The organism is Curtobacterium sp. VKM Ac-2865, assembly GCF_015350905.1.
Classification (GTDB): domain Bacteria; phylum Actinomycetota; class Actinomycetes; order Actinomycetales; family Microbacteriaceae; genus Curtobacterium.
Genome location: NZ_JADKRZ010000009.1, coordinates 37,464 through 55,063, shown reverse-complemented (window position 1 = coordinate 55,063; position 17,600 = coordinate 37,464). Strand labels below are relative to the sequence as shown.

General features: G+C 71.6%; 16 protein-coding genes, 1 tRNA gene and 1 pseudogene. 7 read left to right on the top strand and 11 right to left on the bottom strand.

Annotated features, from left to right (window positions below):
* Window positions 1-4: 4 nt before the first annotated feature.
* The 6 genes from ITJ54_RS17565 to galU all read right to left on the bottom strand — a co-directional run bounded on the left by ITJ54_RS17565 (window position 5) and on the right by galU (window position 4,750).
* Entirely contained in the window at window positions 5-1,078 is a 1,074-nt protein-coding gene (locus tag ITJ54_RS17565) for an amidase domain-containing protein (protein ID WP_194630567.1), read from the bottom strand.
* A gap of 81 nt (window positions 1,079-1,159) precedes the next feature.
* The gene (locus tag ITJ54_RS17560; RefSeq protein WP_194630565.1) at window positions 1,160-1,606 is read right to left on the bottom strand and encodes a VOC family protein; all 447 of its coding nucleotides are present in this window, start codon (window positions 1,604-1,606) and stop codon (window positions 1,160-1,162) included.
* A 158-nt stretch (window positions 1,607-1,764) separates the two neighbouring features.
* Window positions 1,765-1,840 (bottom strand) — tRNA-Ala (locus ITJ54_RS17555).
* Between the two features lie 73 nt (window positions 1,841-1,913).
* Window positions 1,914-2,981, bottom strand: coding sequence for a hypothetical protein (locus ITJ54_RS17550; RefSeq protein ID WP_194630563.1), 1,068 nt, complete (start codon window positions 2,979-2,981; stop codon window positions 1,914-1,916).
* A gap of 127 nt (window positions 2,982-3,108) precedes the next feature.
* Window positions 3,109-3,771, bottom strand: coding sequence for a GNAT family N-acetyltransferase (locus tag ITJ54_RS17545; RefSeq protein WP_194630561.1), 663 nt, complete (start codon window positions 3,769-3,771; stop codon window positions 3,109-3,111).
* An 88-nt stretch (window positions 3,772-3,859) separates the two neighbouring features.
* Window positions 3,860-4,750 carry a UTP--glucose-1-phosphate uridylyltransferase GalU gene (galU, locus tag ITJ54_RS17540; protein WP_194630559.1) on the bottom strand — a complete coding sequence of 297 codons (891 nt, stop codon included), beginning with the start codon at window positions 4,748-4,750 and terminating at the stop codon, window positions 3,860-3,862.
* A gap of 129 nt (window positions 4,751-4,879) precedes the next feature.
* Here galU and ITJ54_RS17535 point away from each other — a divergent pair, with 129 nt between their 5' ends.
* From ITJ54_RS17535 to mscL, 3 genes are all read left to right on the top strand, one after another.
* Window positions 4,880-5,464: a 5-formyltetrahydrofolate cyclo-ligase gene (locus tag ITJ54_RS17535; RefSeq protein ID WP_194630557.1), complete on the top strand. Its 585-nt coding sequence runs from the start codon at window positions 4,880-4,882 to the stop codon at window positions 5,462-5,464.
* Window positions 5,465-5,466: 2 nt separating this feature from the next.
* Window positions 5,467-5,817, top strand: coding sequence for an FmdB family zinc ribbon protein (locus ITJ54_RS17530; RefSeq protein ID WP_194630555.1), 351 nt, complete (start codon window positions 5,467-5,469; stop codon window positions 5,815-5,817).
* Between the two features lie 79 nt (window positions 5,818-5,896).
* Window positions 5,897-6,397, top strand: coding sequence for a large conductance mechanosensitive channel protein MscL (gene mscL, locus ITJ54_RS17525; protein ID WP_194630553.1), 501 nt, complete (start codon window positions 5,897-5,899; stop codon window positions 6,395-6,397).
* 162 nt (window positions 6,398-6,559) lie between these two features.
* Here mscL and ITJ54_RS17520 read toward each other — a convergent pair whose 3' ends face one another.
* Together ITJ54_RS17520 and ITJ54_RS17515 are read right to left on the bottom strand one after the other, a co-directional pair.
* Window positions 6,560-7,147, bottom strand: a complete 588-nt coding sequence (locus ITJ54_RS17520) for a CDP-alcohol phosphatidyltransferase family protein (RefSeq protein WP_194630551.1) — start codon at window positions 7,145-7,147, stop codon at window positions 6,560-6,562.
* 313 nt (window positions 7,148-7,460) lie between these two features.
* The gene (locus ITJ54_RS17515; RefSeq protein ID WP_323741779.1) at window positions 7,461-11,327 is read right to left on the bottom strand and encodes an AAA family ATPase; all 3,867 of its coding nucleotides are present in this window, start codon (window positions 11,325-11,327) and stop codon (window positions 7,461-7,463) included.
* 132 nt (window positions 11,328-11,459) lie between these two features.
* Between ITJ54_RS17515 and ITJ54_RS17510 the strand changes: the two genes are divergently transcribed.
* From ITJ54_RS17510 to ITJ54_RS17500, 3 genes and pseudogenes are all read left to right on the top strand, one after another.
* Complete coding sequence (locus tag ITJ54_RS17510; protein ID WP_194630549.1) at window positions 11,460-12,332, top strand: HpcH/HpaI aldolase/citrate lyase family protein; 873 nt, start codon at window positions 11,460-11,462, stop codon at window positions 12,330-12,332.
* A pseudogene (locus tag ITJ54_RS17505) lies at window positions 12,331-12,789 on the top strand (DUF6264 family protein); the annotation flags it as partial. The gene ITJ54_RS17510 and the pseudogene ITJ54_RS17505, both read left to right, overlap by 2 nt.
* Before the next feature lie 230 nt (window positions 12,790-13,019).
* Window positions 13,020-13,895 carry an aldo/keto reductase gene (locus ITJ54_RS17500; protein ID WP_194630544.1) on the top strand — a complete coding sequence of 292 codons (876 nt, stop codon included), beginning with the start codon at window positions 13,020-13,022 and terminating at the stop codon, window positions 13,893-13,895.
* A gap of 104 nt (window positions 13,896-13,999) precedes the next feature.
* Here the strand turns inward: ITJ54_RS17500 and ITJ54_RS17495 are convergent, their stop codons facing one another.
* Window positions 14,000-14,437, bottom strand: coding sequence for a hypothetical protein (locus ITJ54_RS17495; RefSeq protein ID WP_194630542.1), 438 nt, complete (start codon window positions 14,435-14,437; stop codon window positions 14,000-14,002).
* A gap of 98 nt (window positions 14,438-14,535) precedes the next feature.
* Here ITJ54_RS17495 and ITJ54_RS17490 point away from each other — a divergent pair, with 98 nt between their 5' ends.
* The gene (locus ITJ54_RS17490) at window positions 14,536-15,513 is read left to right on the top strand and encodes an NAD(P)H-quinone oxidoreductase (RefSeq protein ID WP_194630540.1); all 978 of its coding nucleotides are present in this window, start codon (window positions 14,536-14,538) and stop codon (window positions 15,511-15,513) included.
* A gap of 464 nt (window positions 15,514-15,977) precedes the next feature.
* On the opposite strand, the gene ITJ54_RS17485 is transcribed toward ITJ54_RS17490, so the two are convergent.
* Together ITJ54_RS17485 and ITJ54_RS17480 are read right to left on the bottom strand one after the other, a co-directional pair.
* Window positions 15,978-16,718, bottom strand: a complete 741-nt coding sequence (locus ITJ54_RS17485; protein ID WP_194630538.1) for an amino acid ABC transporter ATP-binding protein — start codon at window positions 16,716-16,718, stop codon at window positions 15,978-15,980.
* Complete coding sequence (locus tag ITJ54_RS17480; RefSeq protein ID WP_194630536.1) at window positions 16,715-17,599, bottom strand: amino acid ABC transporter permease; 885 nt, start codon at window positions 17,597-17,599, stop codon at window positions 16,715-16,717. The genes ITJ54_RS17485 and ITJ54_RS17480 overlap by 4 nt, the downstream gene beginning before the upstream one ends.
* Between the last annotated feature and the right edge of the window lies 1 nt (window position 17,600).

Genomic DNA, 17,600 nt, shown 5'->3' with positions numbered 1-17,600 from the left:
CGCGCTAGGCGTCGAACGTGTGGAACCAGGCGGTGCCGCCCGGGTGCTGCACCGTGATCATCTCGTCGAGGTCGCGGTAGGGGCCGTCCTGGTTGTGGCTGGCCGACTTGATGCGGATCGTGCCGTCGGGTTCGGTGAAGACCTCGGACACGATGGTGGTGTGGTCCGGGGAGTCGTTGTGGTTCCAGTCGTAGAAGACGATGTCCCCGACCTTGACCTTGTCCCGCTCGTCGAGGGAGCGCCGCGTCAGGCCGAACGTCGCCGCGTTGGCGTCGAGCCACGGGTCCATCGTCGGGCAGTACGTCCACGTGGCCGAGTGCGCTGCGCCGGCCGAACGGTTGTACCAGTCGTCGCGCTGCTTCCACCCGCGGGCGATGAGCGTCTGGCTGACGTAGTTCGCGCAGTCGCCACCGATCGGGTTCATGGTGCCGTACTCGGCGAGGTTGTAGTCCTTCCAGTGCCGCATCGCGTACTCGAGCTGACGGTCGACCGCGGTGAGCGTCGCGTACGCGAGCGTCGTCGTGGCGAGGGCGGCGGACGCGTCCGGCGTCGCCGGGGCAGCCGGCGTGGTCGTCGCGGCGTCGGCCTGCGTCGAACCGCTCTGGCCGTCGTTCGCGGCGCTGCCGTTGCCGTCCGAGCTCTGGTTCGCCGAGGCGACCGGGGCGATCGCGTCGGCGAAGAGCGCGACGTCGGCGTCACCCGCCGTGTACATCGCCTGGTGCGGGGCGGTGAAGGTCACCTTCGTGGCGGTCGCCTTGACGTCACGCGCGGGGACACCACCGACGGTGACACCGCGGACCGCGGCGAGCCCGGCACCGGTCACCGTGACCGTGACGCCACCGGTGAGCGGGACCTGCGCGGGCGCGAGGGCCTTCGCGGTGGCCTTGGCCGAACCCGAACCCGTGGCCGGACGCGAGGCCGCGCCGGACGCCTGACCCGCGGCACCTGACCCACCGGCCGCAGCCGAGGACGCGCCGGAGCCCTTCGGGGAGTCCGACGAGCAGGCCGCGGCGACGAAGCCGATGCCGGCGACACCCGCGAGGGACAGGAGCGAACGACGCGTGAACGAGGAAGTCATGACCCCGTCAGCGTACGGGACGCCCTCCGACAGACGACGGGACGCGCGGACGGCTGCGCGCCGAGGGTCATGCCCAGCCGGTCAGGCGTGGACGCCCGCCCCGGACGAGGACACGGGGCCGACCCCGGTGACGTTCACCATCCACGTCACGCCGAACCGGTCGGTCAGCATGCCGAACTCGTCGCCCCACGGCGCGACGGTCAGCGGCTCGATGACCGTGCCGCCCGCTGACAGCGCGGCGAAGAACCGGCGCAGGTCGTCGGCGTCGTCCCCGGACACCGACAGCGAGATGTTGCTCGTCGACGAGCGCTCCATGCCCTTCGGGGTGTCCGACCCCATGAGGAGGAACCCGTTCGGTGCCACGAGCTGGGCGTGCATGACCTTGTCGACCTCGTCCGGGTCGTCCGAGGCGTGCATCTCGCCGAAGGTGCCGAGGGTGAGTTCACCGCCGAACACCGACTGGTAGAACTCCATCGCCTGGCGGGCGTCGTCGCGGAAGCCCAGGTAGGGGCTGAGGTGCGAGGTCATGGCGGGACTCCTTCGTCCGCCCGGGCGACACTGCCCGGTGCTCAGGGCCAGCGTGGCACGGCCGGACCACCCGCGCAACGATCCGACGTCACCTCACAGCACGACCGCCGGACAGCAGAACGGCCCGGAACCGTGGGGTTCCGGGCCGTTCTGTCACGTGGTGGAGCTAAGGGGATTCGAACCCCTGACCTTCTCATTGCGAACGAGACGCGCTACCAACTGCGCCATAGCCCCAAGTGCTCGACCACACTAGCACCGTCCCGGAGCGGAACCGAAATCGTCCAGCGGCCCTCGGGCGTGCCGTCGGTCAGACCGCGCGACGGCGCCGCATGATCGCGTCGAGGTCGGCCTGCTCGTAGGCGTCGTCCCCGATGACGCCCATGCCGGCCCACTTGCTTGGCGGCGTCGGGTCGGCCGGTGCTGCCGGCTCCGCGGTCGCCCGCAACCCGAGCCGCTCCGCGAGGGTGCCCTGGTCGTGCGCCGACAGCGCGGTCGCAGCCTCGTCGACGTCGGGCCGCATCCGCGACACGGTCGCCAGCGACGGGTCCGTCTGCCCGGCCCGGATCGCAGCGGCCTCGGCGTCCGCCTCGGCCTTGGCTGCGGCGACGCGCTCCTTCAGCCGGGCAGCGAGCTCGGCCGACGACTCCGGTGCGGCAGCGGGAGCGGCGGGCCGCTCCACGTAGAGGGGCTTCGGCACGCGTGCCGGCGTCCAGCTGCGGTCCGTCTCGGACGGCTCGGCGACGGTCTCCGTCCGCAGCGGCGGTGCCGGGTCCGTCCACGCACTGGCCGGCCTGGAGGCTCGGGTGGCGTCCGGCGCGGACGCTGCGGCACGGGTCTTCCGTGCCTGGGCCACCTGGTGCAGCTGGGCGAGGACGGCTGCGGACCCACCGGCGGCGACGATGCCGGCGACGGCGACGAGCCAGGCCGAGGGGACCGCGACGAGGACGACGAGCGCCACGACGAGACCGAGGGTGCCGAGCAGGGTCGCGCCGAGTCGGGAACGACGCATGCGCATGGCGGTGAGTGCTGGCACGGAGGACGCCTTCTCGAGCGCAGGGGCCTGTTCGGCCAGTCGACGGGTGATCTCGCGCTGACGGGCGGCCTCGTGCGCGCGGACGATCGCGGCGCGCTTGGCTTCTTCCGACTTCGCGACCTTCTGCGCCTCGGCGAGGGACTTCGCGTTCATCTCGATGCGCACCTCGTCCGGCAGCTCGGCGGTCTGCGCGAGGATGCGCAGGGTCTGCTGCAGTCGGATGGCGTTCCGCTCGGTGGCGAGGTACTCACGCCGTGCCGCCCACGAGGGCATCAGGTACACGAGCCACAGCACCGCCGCGACCAGCAGGACGATGCCGCCGCCCCATGACCCGAATCCCATGGGGGAAGGCTAGGGGTGGCCGTTCACCGCACCCGTGATTGGGGGACGTGTGTTGCGCGAGTCGCGAGCAGATCCACGGGAGGCGGGGCGGGCCTCCCGGCCGGCGCCACGCGCCACGAGGCGGACGTCAGTAGGCGCGACGACCCGTGTCGATCGGTGCGGCGGCCTCGTCGCGGGCGGCGAGCGGGACGCTGCCGACACCCAGTGGGACCTGGCCGCTGTTCCAGCGCTCCAGGACGCCCTCGCGCACCTCCTCGGCGACGAGGGCGAAGCAGAAGTGGTCGCGCCAGTCGCCGTTGATGTGGATGTAGCGACGGCGGAGTCCCTCGTACCGGAACCCGAGCTTCTCGACGACGCGGAGCGACGGGGCGTTCTCCGGGCGGATGCAGATCTCGAGGCGGTGGATGCCGGCGTTGCGGAAGCAGTGGTCGGCGGCCAGGGCGACGGCGATCGGCGTGACGTTGTGGCCGGCCGCGCCCTCGACGACCCAGTAGCCGATGGACGCGCTGGCGAGCGAGCCGAAGCTGATGCCGGAGACGTTGAGCTGACCGACGAAACGGCCGTCGAGCTCCATCGCGAAGGGCAGTCCGAGTCCCGCGCGGGCGTTGGCCTGGAGCGCGCGGATGCTGCCACGGACGTCGGTGGTGACGTACCCGGACGGGTTGGTCGCTTCCCAGGTGCTGAGCCAGGACCGGTTCGTCGCGAGGGCCACGTCGAGGTCACGCGAGTCGCGGATCCGGAGGGGACGGATGGTGACCCGTCCGTGGGACAGGGTCGGGATGGTCGTCATCGGGCGGTTCCTCCGGTGCCCCGGCGGTCACCGGAGCGGGTGTCCCGTGCGGGTCCGGGTGCTCCGGACCCGCACGGGATGGGTCGACTCATTCGCCCGCGTTGAACTCCTTGAGCCACGACTTGAGGTCGGGGCCGAGGTCCGCGCGGTCCGAGGCGAGCTGCACGATCGCCTTGATGTAGTCGAGTTTGTCACCCGTGTCGTACCGGCGTCCACGGAACACGACGCCGTACACGCCACCGGTCCACTCCTCGGCGCTCGCCATCTTCATGAGCGCGTCGGTCAGCTGGATCTCGCCGCCCTTGCCCGGCTCCTGCTTCTCGAGGACGTCGAAGACCTCGGGACGGATGACGTAGCGGCCGATGATGGCCAGGTTCGAGGGCGCTTCGCCCTGTGCCGGCTTCTCGACGAGACCGGTGATCTTCACGACGTCGTCGGTGTCGGTCGGCTCGACCGTGGCGATGCCGTAGAGGTGGGTCTGCGACTCCGGGACCTCGAGGAGAGCCACGATGGTGGCGTTCTTCTGGCCCTGGACCTCGATCATGCGCTTGAGCAGCGGGTCACGGGCGTCGATGATGTCGTCGCCGAGGAGGACGGCGAAGGGTTCGCGGCCGACGTGCATCTTGGCGCGGAGCACCGCGTGGCCGAGGCCGAGCGGGTCGCCCTGGCGGACGTAGTGCATGTCGGCGAGGTCGGTCGACTGGTTGACCTTCTGGAGCTTCTCGTGGTCGCCCTTCTTGCGGAGGGTCTCCTCGAGCTCCGACACGTGGTCGAAGTGGTTCTCGAGCGCGTTCTTGTTGCGCCCGGTGATCATCAGCACGTCGGTGAGACCGGCGTCGACTGCCTCTTCCACCACGTACTGGATGGCTGGCTTGTCGACGACGGGGAGCATCTCCTTCGGCATCGCCTTGGTCGCGGGGAGGAAGCGAGTGCCCAGCCCTGCAGCTGGGATCACCGCCTTGGAAATCTGGAAGCCCATGTCGATGACCGTATCCGATGGGGGTTGCGGGGTCATGTCGCCGGAACGGAGGACACGGGGTTTGCGCGGAGGTCTGGCGGGTTCCCGCACCGCGGGGCGGTCTGCGCCGCGGTCGTTAGACTCCTGCGCATGATCCCCGATCTCGGCAACGAGAAGCGCGCGCTGCGGGCCGAGCTCCGGCAGCGGCGACGCACCAGGACCACCACCGAGCGGGACACCGACACCGCCGACCTCACCGCGACCCTGCAGCGGTTCGCCGAGGAGCGGCAGGTCCGGTCCGTCGCGCTGTACCTGTCGGCATCGGACGAACCGAACGTGCGACCGTTCCTGAACTGGGCGTTCGAGCACGACATCCGGGTGCTCCTGCCCGTCACCCGCGAGGACGGCCTGCTCGACTGGGCGGTCGGCGACGGGAGCTCGGAGACCGAGGGCCTGTTCGGCATGCCGGAGGTCGTCGGCGAGGTGCTCTCCCCGCTCGCGATCAACGACGTCGACGCGATCCTCACCCCGGCCGCGGCGGTCGGGCACGACGGCGTCCGGATGGGCTGGGGCCGCGGCTACTACGACAAGACCCTCGGGTCCATGGCGGACCGCCCGCCCGTCTATGCTGTGATCTTCGACGCGGAGTACCTCGACGAGGTCCCGCGCGAACCCCACGACGAACCCGTCGACGGCATCATCACGCCGTCACGCATCATCACGTTCCGGAGTTAGACGTGCCCACCTACTCGTACCGCTGCACCGAGTGCGGCACCGCGTTCGACATCAAGCAGTCCTTCTCCGACGCCACGCTCACCGAGTGCCCCACGTGCGGCGGTGTGCTCCGCAAGGTGTTCTCCCCCGTCGGTGTGACGTTCAACGGCGGCGGCTTCTACCGGACCGACTCGCGGCCGGCGCCGAAGGGCGAGGGGTCGTCGGGGTCGGGGTCGTCGGGGTCGTCCGACGCCAAGCCCGCTGCTGCGAAGTCCGACGCGAAGCCCGCGTCGTCGTCCGGGTCCTCGTCGTCGTCCTCGTCTGGGTCCTCGTCGTCGTCCGGGTCGTCGTCGTCTGGTTCGTCCGCGTCCTGACCCGGACCCGGATCCGTCTCCGCCGATAGGTTGAGGTGTCGCCGACCGGCGGCCGTCCTCGACCCGGAAGGAGTCCCACGTGAAGGGCTTCAAGGAGTTCCTGCTCCGCGGAAACGTGATCGACCTGGCCGTCGCCGTCGTGATCGGTGCCGCGTTCACCGCGATCGTCACCACCATCGTCAACGCCCTGATCAACCCCCTGATCGGTGCGGTGTTCAACGCCTCGAGCCTCGACACGGCGCTGGTGTGGACGATCCCGACCGTCTCCGGCGGGGACGCGAAGATCCTCTTCGGCGCGATCATCGGCGCCGTGATCAACTTCGTCATCGTCGCCGCGGTCGTGTACTTCGCGCTCGTCGTGCCCGTCAACCACCTCAAGAAGGTCGCGTTCGAACGGGTGAAGAACGACACCGAGCAGACGCCGCAGGACGTCCCGCCGACTGACGTCGAGGTGCTGCTCGAGATCCGCGACCTGCTCCGCACGCAGAACGGCGAGCCGACGAACACCGGCTCGGGCGCCCACGTCGCCCCGAGCACCGCGCCCCAGGGCCCCGGCATCGGCGGCACGACGAAGCTGTAGCGCGGCGCGCTCCGGCTGTCGGCGCCTGGCGCCGATCGACATCGCACAACCGAAACCGGCTCGCGCCAAGGAGTTCCGTGGCGCGAGCCGGTTTCCGTTGTGCGGCGACGCCGCGAACCACGGCCCCGGCGGACCGGCACCGGACGAACGCGCGCCAGCGCCCTACGCGGCGATCGCGCGCTCGCGGCGCTTCGCGACCAGCGCCATGACGTACTGCGTGCCGGCGACGACGTGCCCGGCGGTGCCGAGCCACACGAAGACGAGCGCGGTGATGCGGATCCAGGGGTGCTCCGACGCCCACGAGGTCGACGAGAACAGCAGCACCGGCAGCCCCACGAAGAGCAGCGCCGACCGGATCTTGCCCGTCCAGGACACGTCGAGGTCGGGGTCCCCGTTGAACCACACGCTCGACAGCAGTGCCAGCACGGCGTCGACGACGACGATCACCACGACGACGATCCACGGCAGCAGCCCGACGAGCACGAGCGACAGCACGATCGCGATGATCGCCAACCGGTCGGCGATGGGGTCGAGCACCTTGCCGAGCTTGGACGTCTGGTCGAACTTCCGCGCGATGAAGCCGTCGGCCCAGTCCGAGACGCCGAGCACCACCAGGGACACGAGCGCCCACCCGGGGTGGTCCTGCACGACCAGGGTCACGAAGACGGGGATGAGCAGGAACCGCAGGAGCGTGATGAGGTTCGGCCAGGTCTGCCAGTCGGGGCGTGTCCGCTGTGCGGCGTCGGTCATCGGGTGCTTTCGATCGGGTTCTGAGATCTCCAGCGTACCCATCACCAGTGGGGAGGCCGGTCCCCGAGCAGTCGGGCGTCGTTCTCGCCGGAGGCATGCCGCTCCGGCTCCGGCGCGGGAGCCGGGTCGGAACCCGGCACCGGCTGGGTGGTGACGCGTCTGCTCGGCCGAGCCGAGCCTCCCGTCCGGTCACTGGTGACCACAGGACGGGCTGGAGGCTCGACCGACGTCGCGTCGTCAGCTCGCGTCCACGATCCGACCAGGTGGTCCGTGTCCGGCGTGACCGGACCGGTGGGCCGGGAGGCCCGCCTGCTCATCGGCGTGCAGGAATGGGTGGGATGGAGATCTCCTGCGTCGCGCCGCGGTCGACCCCGAGCACGGCCGCGACGGTGTTCGCCACGCGGTCCGGGTCGGAGAACAGCTGGAACGCGTGCACCCGCACGTAGTGCCAGCCGAGTCGACGGAGCACCTCGGGCCGGAGCCGCAGCGACTCGCGCAGCGACCCCTTGACCAGCGACGCGTCGGTCTCGATCGTGACGCAGACCCCGCCGTGCGCGGCGACCAGGCCGAGCTTGCCGCGGTGTCCGAGGGCGACGGGGATGCCGCGCATCTCGAGTCGGCGTGCCAGGTCGACGAGCAGCGGGTCGGAGTCGTCCGGCACGTACTCGGCGGTGGTGCGGGCGCGGACCTCGGCCAGGATCTCGGCGAGGGCGACGGTGCCGTGGCCCATGCGCTCGGCCTCGATGTCGGACGGCTGGAAGCACGTGACGATGACCATCGAGCGGCGGGCGCGGGTCATGGCGACCGCGAGCAGGCGCACGCCACCCGGCTTGCCGAGCGGACCGAAGTCGCGCAGGACCCGGCCGTGCGGCGTGCGGCCGTAGCCGATGGAGAACACGACGCGGTCGCGGCTCTGGGCCACGGACTGCTCGAGCGTGGCGACGATGAACGGCTCGGCGCGGTCGCCGATGACGAACTCGGTCAGGTCCTTGTGTCCCTGCGCCGCGGTGAGCACGGCCTGCTCGACGCGCACGGCGTGCTTCGCCGACGCGGTGATGACCATGAGCGACTCGGTCGGCCGGGTGCGCGCGTGGTCGATGACGAGCCGGACGACGCGGTCCACCTCGGCGTCGACGCTCTCCACGGCACCGGACTCGGGGTCCGGCACGGCCTTGCCGTCGCTGACGTAGTCGAGCGCGATGGACCCGTGCCCGAGGAACGAGCCGGCCCACGGCAGCGACTCGATCCGGCCGCCGTAGAAGCGACGGTTCACGAGCTCGGCCAGGTCCTCGCCGCCGGCGCGGTACGACCGCGTGAGCGAGAGGGTGGGCAGCAGCGTCGAGAGCTTCGCGAGTGCGGAGTCGGCGTGCAGGGCGTCGAGCGTCGCCTCGTCCACCTGGAGTGCGCGGTGCGCGGGGTCCACGGCGATCCGGAACGGTGACGGCGTCTGGGTGACCGGGTCGCCGAAGACGACGGTCTGGCGTGCGCGGCGGACGGCGTCGACCGTCTCGGCGATGGTCACGGCGCCGGCGTCGACCAGGATGACCGTGTCGAACGGCATCGTGTCGGCGATCTGCGGGACCTCGTACGGGGACGCGAGCCACACCGGGGCGATCGACCGGGACAGGTGCGGGGCGGAGTCCTGCAGGAGCCGCGAGGTGATCGCGCCGTCCTTGAGCTGGGACTTCAGCGCTGCTGCCTCTTCTGGCCAGTCGACGAGGCCGACCTTCCAGTTCTCGGCGAGCTGCCACGCGAGGCCCTGCGAGACCCCGGCTGCGTGGGCGTCGTCGACGAGGCGGAAGTCGGCCTCGACCCGGTCGAGCATGTCGGTGTTCGCGCCGAGCAGGGCCCGGTCGGACTCGAGCATGGTCTCGAGCGCGGACTGCCACCACGCGAGCTCGAGCTCCGCGGGCACCTGGGTGTCCGGCACGTGGCGGTTCGCGAGGTCGGTGATGAGGGGCTCGAGCTGCAGGTCGCGCAGGGTCTGCATGAGCTCGGTGCGCTCCTGCAGGTTGTGCAGGACGTCGGACTCCTCGGCGAGCGACCCGATGTAGGGCAGGAGCTGGTCGACGGGCACGTTCGCGAGCTGCTCGTCGCGGCTGCTGCGGCCGAGCGGCTCGTCCAGGCGCGCCAGGTCCTCGGTGACGTTCGAGTAGAGCACCTGCACGTCGGCGATGCCCGTGGGGACCTCGGGGGCCACCCCGGCGGCGACGTAGCGCTGCCAGAGGACGCGCTGCTGCTGCACGCGGGTCAGGGCCTCGTGCAGGTCGGACACGTGCACGCCCGGTCGGACGTACTCGCGCGCGAGCTTCTTGAGGCGACGACGGTTGGTGCTCGACATCGGGGCGCCCTCGCCGCGCGGGGCAGTGGCGGCGACGAGCTCGGACACGGAGCGGTCGAACACGACGGGCAGGAAGCGGTCGAGCGTGTCGCGGATCTCGGTGAGCAGGCGGAGGTAGATGCCGAGCTCGTTGATCGTCGTGAACTGGCGCATCCGCGTCGTCGCGATGAGCTCGTGCGCGCGCTGCAGCAGTGTCGGCAGCGCGCCGCCGTGCAGCTCCTTGGCGATCCGGTGCGCACGCTGGGCGCCGTCGCTCGAGGAGAACTTCGCGCCGTACCAGGGCGAGTCGTCGGGGCCGTAGCGGAACTCGCCGAGGTTCGCGGCGCTGACCATGGTCTCGGCGACGCGGGACCGGCCGGTGACCATGGCGCTGACGGACTGCTTCGACAGCCGGGCGGTCGTCGACGGCGGCACGGGCAGGAGCGAGAGCCGGGAGAGCTCGACGAGGCAGTCGAGCACACTGACGCCGAAGTCGGCGTCGGTGCGGCTCAGCGCGCCGCGGTAGTCGGTGAGGACCTTGCGGAGCCGGACGAGGGCGTCGTCGACTTCGCGGAGGTTCGGCCGGGTCGCCTTCTCGTTGCGGGCGATCGCCCGGACGACGTCACGGCGCAGGGTCGCGGGGGTGACCGCGACGCCGGGCAGCTGGACCTCGCCGAAGCGCGCGGCGATCCCACGCAGGGTCGCACGGCGCGGGCTGACCACGAGGACGCGCTTGTTCGCGGCGACGAGGCCACCGAGCGCGTTCACGATGGTCTGGGTGCCGCCGGTGCCGGGCAGGGTCTTCACGACGATCGAGTTGCCGGCCGTGATCTGCGCGATCACGTTCTCCTGCTCGTCGTCGGCGTCGAGGAGGAGCGTGTCCGTGTCCGGGCTGCGCTCGTCCGACGGGGTCTGCTCGACCGGGTGGTACGACTGCTCGACCTGCCACTTGGCGCTCGGGTTGCCTGCGAGGGCGTCGAGCACCGGGTGGGAGAGGTCCTTCGTGTCCTCGACCAGGCCGACCGCGACCTCGGCGAACGTCGACACGACGAGTCGGGCGTGGACGGAGAAGCCGGGGATGTGCGCCGTGAGCCCGCGCAGGCGGTCGATCACGGGGTTCGGCGTGAAGGAGCCGTCCTGCTGCGCGAGCGCGACGAAGGACTGGGCGTCGAGCGTGACGCCGAACTGCTCGCGCAGGGCGTCGGCGAGCGCCGGGTTCAGCACGGGTTCGCCGAGCAGGCGGACCTCGAAGTCACGGCCGTGCCGGCGGATCGCCAGCGGGCGGAGGAGCACCGGGCCGCGGAACTGCTCGTCGCCGTGCTTCCAGTCGGCCATGCCGATGCCGAGGTTCACGGCGTCGATGCCGCGGACGGTGGCGAGCTCGGTGCCCTTGGCCTCGACGTGCCCGGCGGCGATGCGGGCTGCGCGGAGGGCGACCTCGTCGCGGATCAGGCTCGAGAGCAGGGTGGTCTTGCCGGTGATGAACTGCGCGAGGCCACCCGGGTGGGTCGTCGAGAGCTCGATGCGGGCGCGGGGGTGGTCCGCGAAGTGCACGAGGGGGCTGGCGCCGCCGACACCCGCGAGCTGCTCACGCCAGGCGTCCCAGACGGGCTCGGCGGCGTTCGTCGCCGTGAGCCGGGGGTCGCCGAGGGAGATCGCGTGCGGGCTCGTCACCTGGAGTTCGGGCTGGAGGGACCGGCCCAGGTCGTCGCCGTCGTGCTCGGTGTCTGCGCCGGTGGTGGCGTCCGGAGTGCTCGTCGTGTCGTCCTGATCGTCGCGGTGGTCGTCGTGCGCCTGGCCCCCGGGCGCGTCGGAACCCGTGACGGGGACGTCGTTCACGTCGTCCTCGCCGTCGGTCACCCTGTCCGCACGCCACACAACGCCCACTGTAAGCGGAAGCGCGGCACCACTCCGGCAATGAACCGTGGTTTCGGCAAGATCGGCGAGGTCCTGGACAGGTTGCGGCGGTGCGGTCTGTGGTACCAACGTGGCATGGCCATCGACGACCGACCCGCCCCGCCCACCACCGCTCCGTCCCGGCGTCGATCGGTCCCCGCCGAGATCTCGCGCTCGTGGCTGCTGGTGTCCGGCACCGCGTCCGAGCGCTTCGACGGCTCGGTCCGGTCCCGCGCCGACCAGGTGATCCTCGACATCGAGGACGCCGTCGACCCGGCCGCGAAGCCCGCGGCCCGGTCCACCGTGGCCGAGTGGCTCACCGGTGGCGGCGACGCCTGGGTGCGGATCAACGACGTCACGACCGACTTCTGGGAGGACGACGTCGAGGAGCTCCGCGGCCTGCCAGGGCTGCAGGGCGTGATGCTCGCGAAGACCGAGAGCCCGGCGCAGGTCACCGACACGTGGCACCGGCTCGGCGGGCACACCCCCGTGATCGCCCTCGTCGAGTCCGCCCTGGGCATCGAGGAGTCCGTGTCGATCGCCCGGGCCCAGGGCGCGTTCCGCCTGGCGTTCGGCAGCGGTGACTACCGCCGCGACACCGGCACCTCGTCCGACACGCTGGCGATGGCGTACCCGCGGTCCCGGCTCGTGGTGGCGTCCCGCGTGGGCGACCTGCCCGGCCCGATCGACGGCCCGACGGTCGGCTCGTCGCACCCGATCCTCCGCGAGCAGTCGCAGGTGGCGGTCTCGCTCGGCCTGACCGGCAAGCTCTGCCTGGACACCGAGCAGCTGCCGGTCATCAACGAGGTCATCTCCCCCACCCCGACCGACGTGGCCTGGGCGCAGGACTTCCTCGACGACTTCGAGGCCCGCGGGCGCGTCATCCGCGACGGCTCGGACCTGCCCCGACTCGGGCGCGCCCAGAAGATCCAACGACTCGCCGAGGCCTTCGGCGTCGAAGCACGCTGAGGACACGATGACCTGGTCAGCACCCGACCCCGCCCACCGTCCCGACGGCGCAGCCGCCGCCTGGGCTCGTGGAGGCTCGACGCTCTTCCCGCCGGGCAAGCTCGCCGACCGGATCTCCACCGTGCTGCTCCTGGTGTTCGGGGCGGTGCTGACGGTCGTCACGGCGATCGTCGCGGTCGTCGCGATCGCCTCGGCCACCGCCTCGTGCGACGCGGCTGCCGGGTGCACCCCCGGCGGCTGGTTCGGCGGCGCGGCGATCGCGGTCGGTGGCGCGTTCGTGATCGGCGTCGCGACGGTCGTGCTGGCGATCGGCGCGTGGGTCCGGCGGCGCACGTCGTGGTGGATCGCGGCGGTCGGCTTCGTGCTCGCGATCGTGTGCATCACGGTCGGCGGGGTCGTGTTCGTGGACGCCTCGGACGGCGGCGCGGCGACGGGGTCGAGCAGCAGCGTCGCCTGATCGCTGCGCTGTCGCTTGATGCGCACGCAGCACATCCGTCGACAGGATCCGACACGACGGGCGTCGAACGACACGTACCACGTCGTCTGATGCGGACGCATGCCCTGGACCCGGCCACGCACCGGACGGGAGGCTCGGTGCGGCGCCGCCACGAGCCTCCAGGCCGGTGGGTGGTCGCGACCGCGCCCCGTTCCTGAGCCCCGCCAGCCGGCACAGCGCATGCTGGGCCCATGAAGCAGCGAACCATCGGTGACACCGACGTCAGCGCGATCGGACTCGGCGGCATGCCGATGTCCATCGAGGGACGACCCGACGAACGGCGTTCCATCGCCACCATCCACGCCGCGCTCGAAGCGGGCGTGACCCTCATCGACACCGCGGACGCCTACCACCTGGGCGGCCACGACGAGGTCGGCCACAACGAGGAGCTCATCGGCCGCGCGGTCCGCGAGTTCCACGGCGACGCCGACAGCGTGCTCATCGCCACGAAGGGCGGGCACCTCCGCCCCGAGGCCGGCAACTGGACGCAGAACGGCGACCCCGCCTACCTGAAGGAGGCGGCGAAGGCGTCAGCGAAGCGCCTCGGCGTCGAGACGATCGACCTGTACCAGTTCCACCGCCCGGACCCGGCCGTGCCGTACGCGGACTCGATCGGGGCGCTCGCGGAGCTCCTCGACGAGGGCGTCATCCGGATGGCGGGCATCTCGAACGCGGACGTCGACCAGATCCGGCAGGCGAACGAGGTCCTGGACGGGCGACTGGTGTCCGTGCAGAACCAGTACTCGCCGGCGTTCCGGTCGAGCGAGGCCGAACTCGAGCTCTGCGACGAGATGAGCATCGCGTTCCTGCCGTGGAGCCCGCTCGGCGGCATCGCCGGCGCGTCGGACCTCGGCACGACCTACCAGGACTTCGCCACCGTGGCGCGGGACCGTGGGGTCACGCCGCAGGTCATCGCCCTCGCGTGGGAGCTCGCGAAGAGCGACGTGGTCATCCCGATCCCCGGTGCGTCACGCCCGCAGTCGATCCTCGACTCCGTGACCGCGGTCACCATCCGCCTGCGCCCGGAGGACATCGACCGGCTCGACCGGTCGACCGCGACCGCCTAGTCCGTCCGCGCACGACGACGCGCCCCGACCCTCCTGCCAGGAGGACCGGGGCGCGTCCGACGTGTGGGCTGCGGTCGGCTCAGCCGCCGCTGGGCGCGGTCGGCTCAGCCGCAGACCTTGCTGAGCGACTTCGTCGAGGACTGCGTCTCCTTGATGGACGCCTGCAGCTTCGAGACGTCGGCGGACTTGGGGTCCTTCGCGTAGGTCTCCAGGTTGCCGACGAGGGTCGAGAACGACTGCTCGAACTCGGACGCAGCCGTGTGGACCTGCTCGTTGGACACGTCGTCCGTCGCGGCCTTGAGCTTCTGGTCGAACTTCTTCAGCTCGGCGACGGCCTTGTCGGGGTCGCTCTGCAGGTTCGTCACCTGCTCCTGCAGCTCGCTCGCCACCGACTTCATGTCGCCCTCGAGCGACTTGCACGCCGCGGCCTTGGACTGCGCCTTCGGCGTGGGCGTCGCGTCGGCGCCGGACCCGCCCGAGGCGCAGCCTGCGAGCAGCAGGGCCGTGACGACGGCGGTGGTGAGTGCGGCGGTCTTCTTCATGGTGGTGGTCCCCCCAGGTCGTCGTGGGCCAGGTCGGCCCTCGGAACGACGCCGAGCGTACACATGCTCCACTCGGATGGACGCGTACCGTCGAGGACATGCAGGCCATCACCTTCGACGCCCCGGGCGACGAGCACGTCCTCACCCTCTCCGAACTCCCCGACCCGACGCCGGCTGCCGGCGAGGTCCTGGTCGAGGTCGCCGCTGCCGGGGTCAACAACGCCGACCTGCAGCAGCGGCAGGGGAACTACCCGCCGCCACCCGGCGCCTCGGACGTGCTCGGTCTCGAGGTCTCCGGCACCATCCGCGCCCTCGGCGCCGACGTCACCGGGTGGGCCGTCGGCGACCGCGTGTGCGCCCTGCTCGCGGGCGGCGGGTACGCCTCGCTCGCGGTGGTCCCCGCCTCGCAGCTCCTCCCGGTGCCCGACGGGCTCGACCTGGTGCAGGCAGCTGCCCTGCCCGAGGCGGCCTGCACGGTGTACTCGAACCTCGGCATGATCGCCGGACTCCGCCCGGGGCAGACGCTCCTGGTGCACGGGGGCACGGGCGGGATGGGGTCGCACGCGGTCCTGTGGGCGAAGGCGCTCGGCGCGCGGGTGATCGCCACGTCCGGTGGGGAGCGCAAGGTCGCGGCCTCCCGCGAGCTCGGCGCAGACCTGGTGATCGACCACCGCACCGAGGACTTCGTCGCCCGCGCGAAGGAGTTCACGGACGGTGTCGGCGTGGACGTCGTGCTCGACGTCGTCGGCCCGGACTACCTGGAGCGGAACCTCGACGTGCTCGCCTCGAACGGGCACATCACCGTGATCGCCGCGGGCAGCGGGTCCGAGGCCACGCTGCCGTTCGGGGTGCTCATGCGCAAGCGCGCGACGATCAGCGGCACGACCCTGCGCGCCCGGCCCCTCGCCGAGAAGTCCGCGATCGTCGAGGCCGTCCGCGCCGAGGTCTGGCCGTTCGTCGTGGACGGTCGCGTGCGCCCGGTCGTCGACGCCGTGCTGCCGCTCGCCGAGGCCGCCGAGGCGCACCGACGCATCGCGTCCGGCGACGTCATCGGGAAGCTGCTGCTCACGCCGTAGCGCGAGACGACGCCGCACCACCGGTGTCGGCTCGAACCGTGCACGGAGGCGGCGCGAGCCCACATCCTTTGTGCAGATCCAGACGGAACCGCATGGAGGCGCGTCGCACGACCGGCGGGCCGGCACCGGTCCTCCAGGCCGATGCGGGCAGGGCCGCATCGCGCCCGCCCGCGGACATCGCGCCCCGTCAGGACGGGGCGCGATGTGCGCACCGGGGCGCGAAGCGGCGCCGCACCACCGGTGCCGGCTCGAACCGTGCACGGAGGCGGCGCGAGCCCACTTCCGTTGTGCACATCCAGACGGAACCGCCTGGAGGCGCGGCGCATGCCCGGCGGGCCGGCACCGGTCCTCCGGGCCGATGCGGGCAGGGTCGCATCACGCCCGCCCGCGGACATCGCGCCCCGTCACGACGGGGCGCGGTGTGCGCACCGGGGCGCGAAGCGGCGCCGCACCACCGACGAGCGTCAGGCGCCGACGCGGGAGAGGAACTCCACCAGCGCCGGGTGCTGCGGGCTGTCGAGGACCGCGGCCGGTTCGCCCTGCTCGACGACCTCGCCGCGGTGCAGGAACACGATGCGGTCGGCGACGTTCCGCGCGAAGTGCATCTCGTGCGTGGTCATCAGGATCGTGGAGCCCTGCTGCTTGAGCTCGGTGACCAGGTCGAGCACCTCGCCGACGAGCATCGGGTCGAGGGCGCTCGTGACCTCGTCGAGGAGCAGCAGCTCGGGGTCGGACGCGATCGCCCGGACGATCGCGACGCGCTGCTGCTGCCCGCCGGAGAGCCGGTCCGGGTACGACCCCGCGAAGTCGGCGAGGCCGATCCGCTCGAGGAGTCGCCGCGCGGTCTGCTCGGCCGTGGCCCGGTCGATGCCGTGCACCTTCCGCGACGCCAGCGTCACGTTGTCGAGCACGGTGATGTGCGGGAACAGGTTGAACTGCTGGAACACGACCCCGATGCGGGCCCTGGTGGCGTCGACGTCCACGCGCGGGTCGGAGATGTCGGTGCCCTGCAGCAGGACCTGGCCGTCGTCGATGCCCTCGAGCAGGTTCACGGTCTTGAGCAGCGTCGACTTGCCCGAGCCGGACGCGCCGATGACGCAGATGACCTGGTGCTGGTCGACGGTCAGGTCGATGCCGCGCAGGACCTCGTGCTCGCCGAACGACTTCCGGAGCCCACGGAGCTCGAGGACGGGTGCGTCGGTCATACGGTGCCACCGATCTGTTCGCGCCGCTGCTGCCGACGCGCGATCGCGTCCGTGACCCGGATGAGCGGCAGGCTGATCACGACGAAGAGCAGGCCGGCGACCAGGTACGGCGTGAAGTTGTAGGTCTCCGCCTGGGCGATCTGTGCGGAGCGGACGGCGTCGACCGCGCCGAGGATCGACACCAGGCCGACGTCCTTCTGCATCGAGACGAAGTCGTTCATCAACGCGGGCGTGACCTTGCGGATCGCCTGCGGCAGCACGACCAGCCGCAGCGTCTGGGTGTGGGACAGGCCGAGCGACCGCGCGGCCAGGCGCTGGGACGGGTGCACGGCCTCCATGCCGGCGCGGAGCACCTCGGCGACGTAGGACGAGTACGTCAGCACGATCGCGATCGTGCCCCAGAACTCCGGCGGCAGCCGGGGGAAGACGCCGAGCCCGGGCAGGCCGAAGCCGACCAGGTAGAGCACGATGATGAGCGGCAGCCCGCGGAACAGGTCGGTGTAGGCGGTCGCGAGCACCCGGAGCGGGAAGAACACCGGGCTGCGCAGGCCCCGGACGACGGCGAGCACAGTGCCCAGCACGGCGACGCCGATCGACGCGAAGAACAGGATCCGCACGTTCAGCCACAGGCCGAGCAGGATGTCGGGGAAGGTCGAGGCGGCGACGCCCGGGTCGAAGAACGACTGCTGGACGGCGGCCCAGCCCGGGGTGTTGACGACGCCGAAGTACGCGATCGCCAGGACGACGAGCGTCGACGCGACGGACACGACCACCGACCGACGGCCACGCTGGCGGCGCCAGAGCCGGCGTTCGAGTTCGATCGGGCTGGGGGTCGGTGCCGCGACGGGGGTGCCCGCGCCGGCCCCTGCTGGGAGCGTCACG

Excerpts from the sequence above, each read along its gene's own strand:
- ITJ54_RS17550 (WP_194630563.1), bottom strand. The coding sequence starts at position 2,981 with ATGGGATTCGGGTCATGGGGCGGCGGCATCGTCCTGCTGGTCGCGGCG.
- ITJ54_RS17500 (WP_194630544.1), top strand. The coding sequence starts at position 13,020 with ATGAAGCAGCGAACCATCGGTGACACCGACGTCAGCGCGATCGGACTC.
- ITJ54_RS17495 (WP_194630542.1), bottom strand. The coding sequence starts at position 14,437 with ATGAAGAAGACCGCCGCACTCACCACCGCCGTCGTCACGGCCCTGCTG.
- galU (WP_194630559.1), bottom strand. The coding sequence starts at position 4,750 with ATGGGCTTCCAGATTTCCAAGGCGGTGATCCCAGCTGCAGGGCTGGGC.
- ITJ54_RS17510 (WP_194630549.1), top strand. The coding sequence starts at position 11,460 with ATGGCCATCGACGACCGACCCGCCCCGCCCACCACCGCTCCGTCCCGG.
- ITJ54_RS17520 (WP_194630551.1), bottom strand. The coding sequence starts at position 7,147 with ATGACCGACGCCGCACAGCGGACACGCCCCGACTGGCAGACCTGGCCG.
- ITJ54_RS17490 (WP_194630540.1), top strand. The coding sequence starts at position 14,536 with ATGCAGGCCATCACCTTCGACGCCCCGGGCGACGAGCACGTCCTCACC.
- ITJ54_RS17545 (WP_194630561.1), bottom strand. The coding sequence starts at position 3,771 with ATGACGACCATCCCGACCCTGTCCCACGGACGGGTCACCATCCGTCCC.
- ITJ54_RS17565 (WP_194630567.1), bottom strand. The coding sequence starts at position 1,078 with ATGACTTCCTCGTTCACGCGTCGTTCGCTCCTGTCCCTCGCGGGTGTC.
- ITJ54_RS17560 (WP_194630565.1), bottom strand. The coding sequence starts at position 1,606 with ATGACCTCGCACCTCAGCCCCTACCTGGGCTTCCGCGACGACGCCCGC.
- ITJ54_RS17485 (WP_194630538.1), bottom strand. The coding sequence starts at position 16,718 with ATGACCGACGCACCCGTCCTCGAGCTCCGTGGGCTCCGGAAGTCGTTC.
- ITJ54_RS17535 (WP_194630557.1), top strand. The coding sequence starts at position 4,880 with ATGATCCCCGATCTCGGCAACGAGAAGCGCGCGCTGCGGGCCGAGCTC.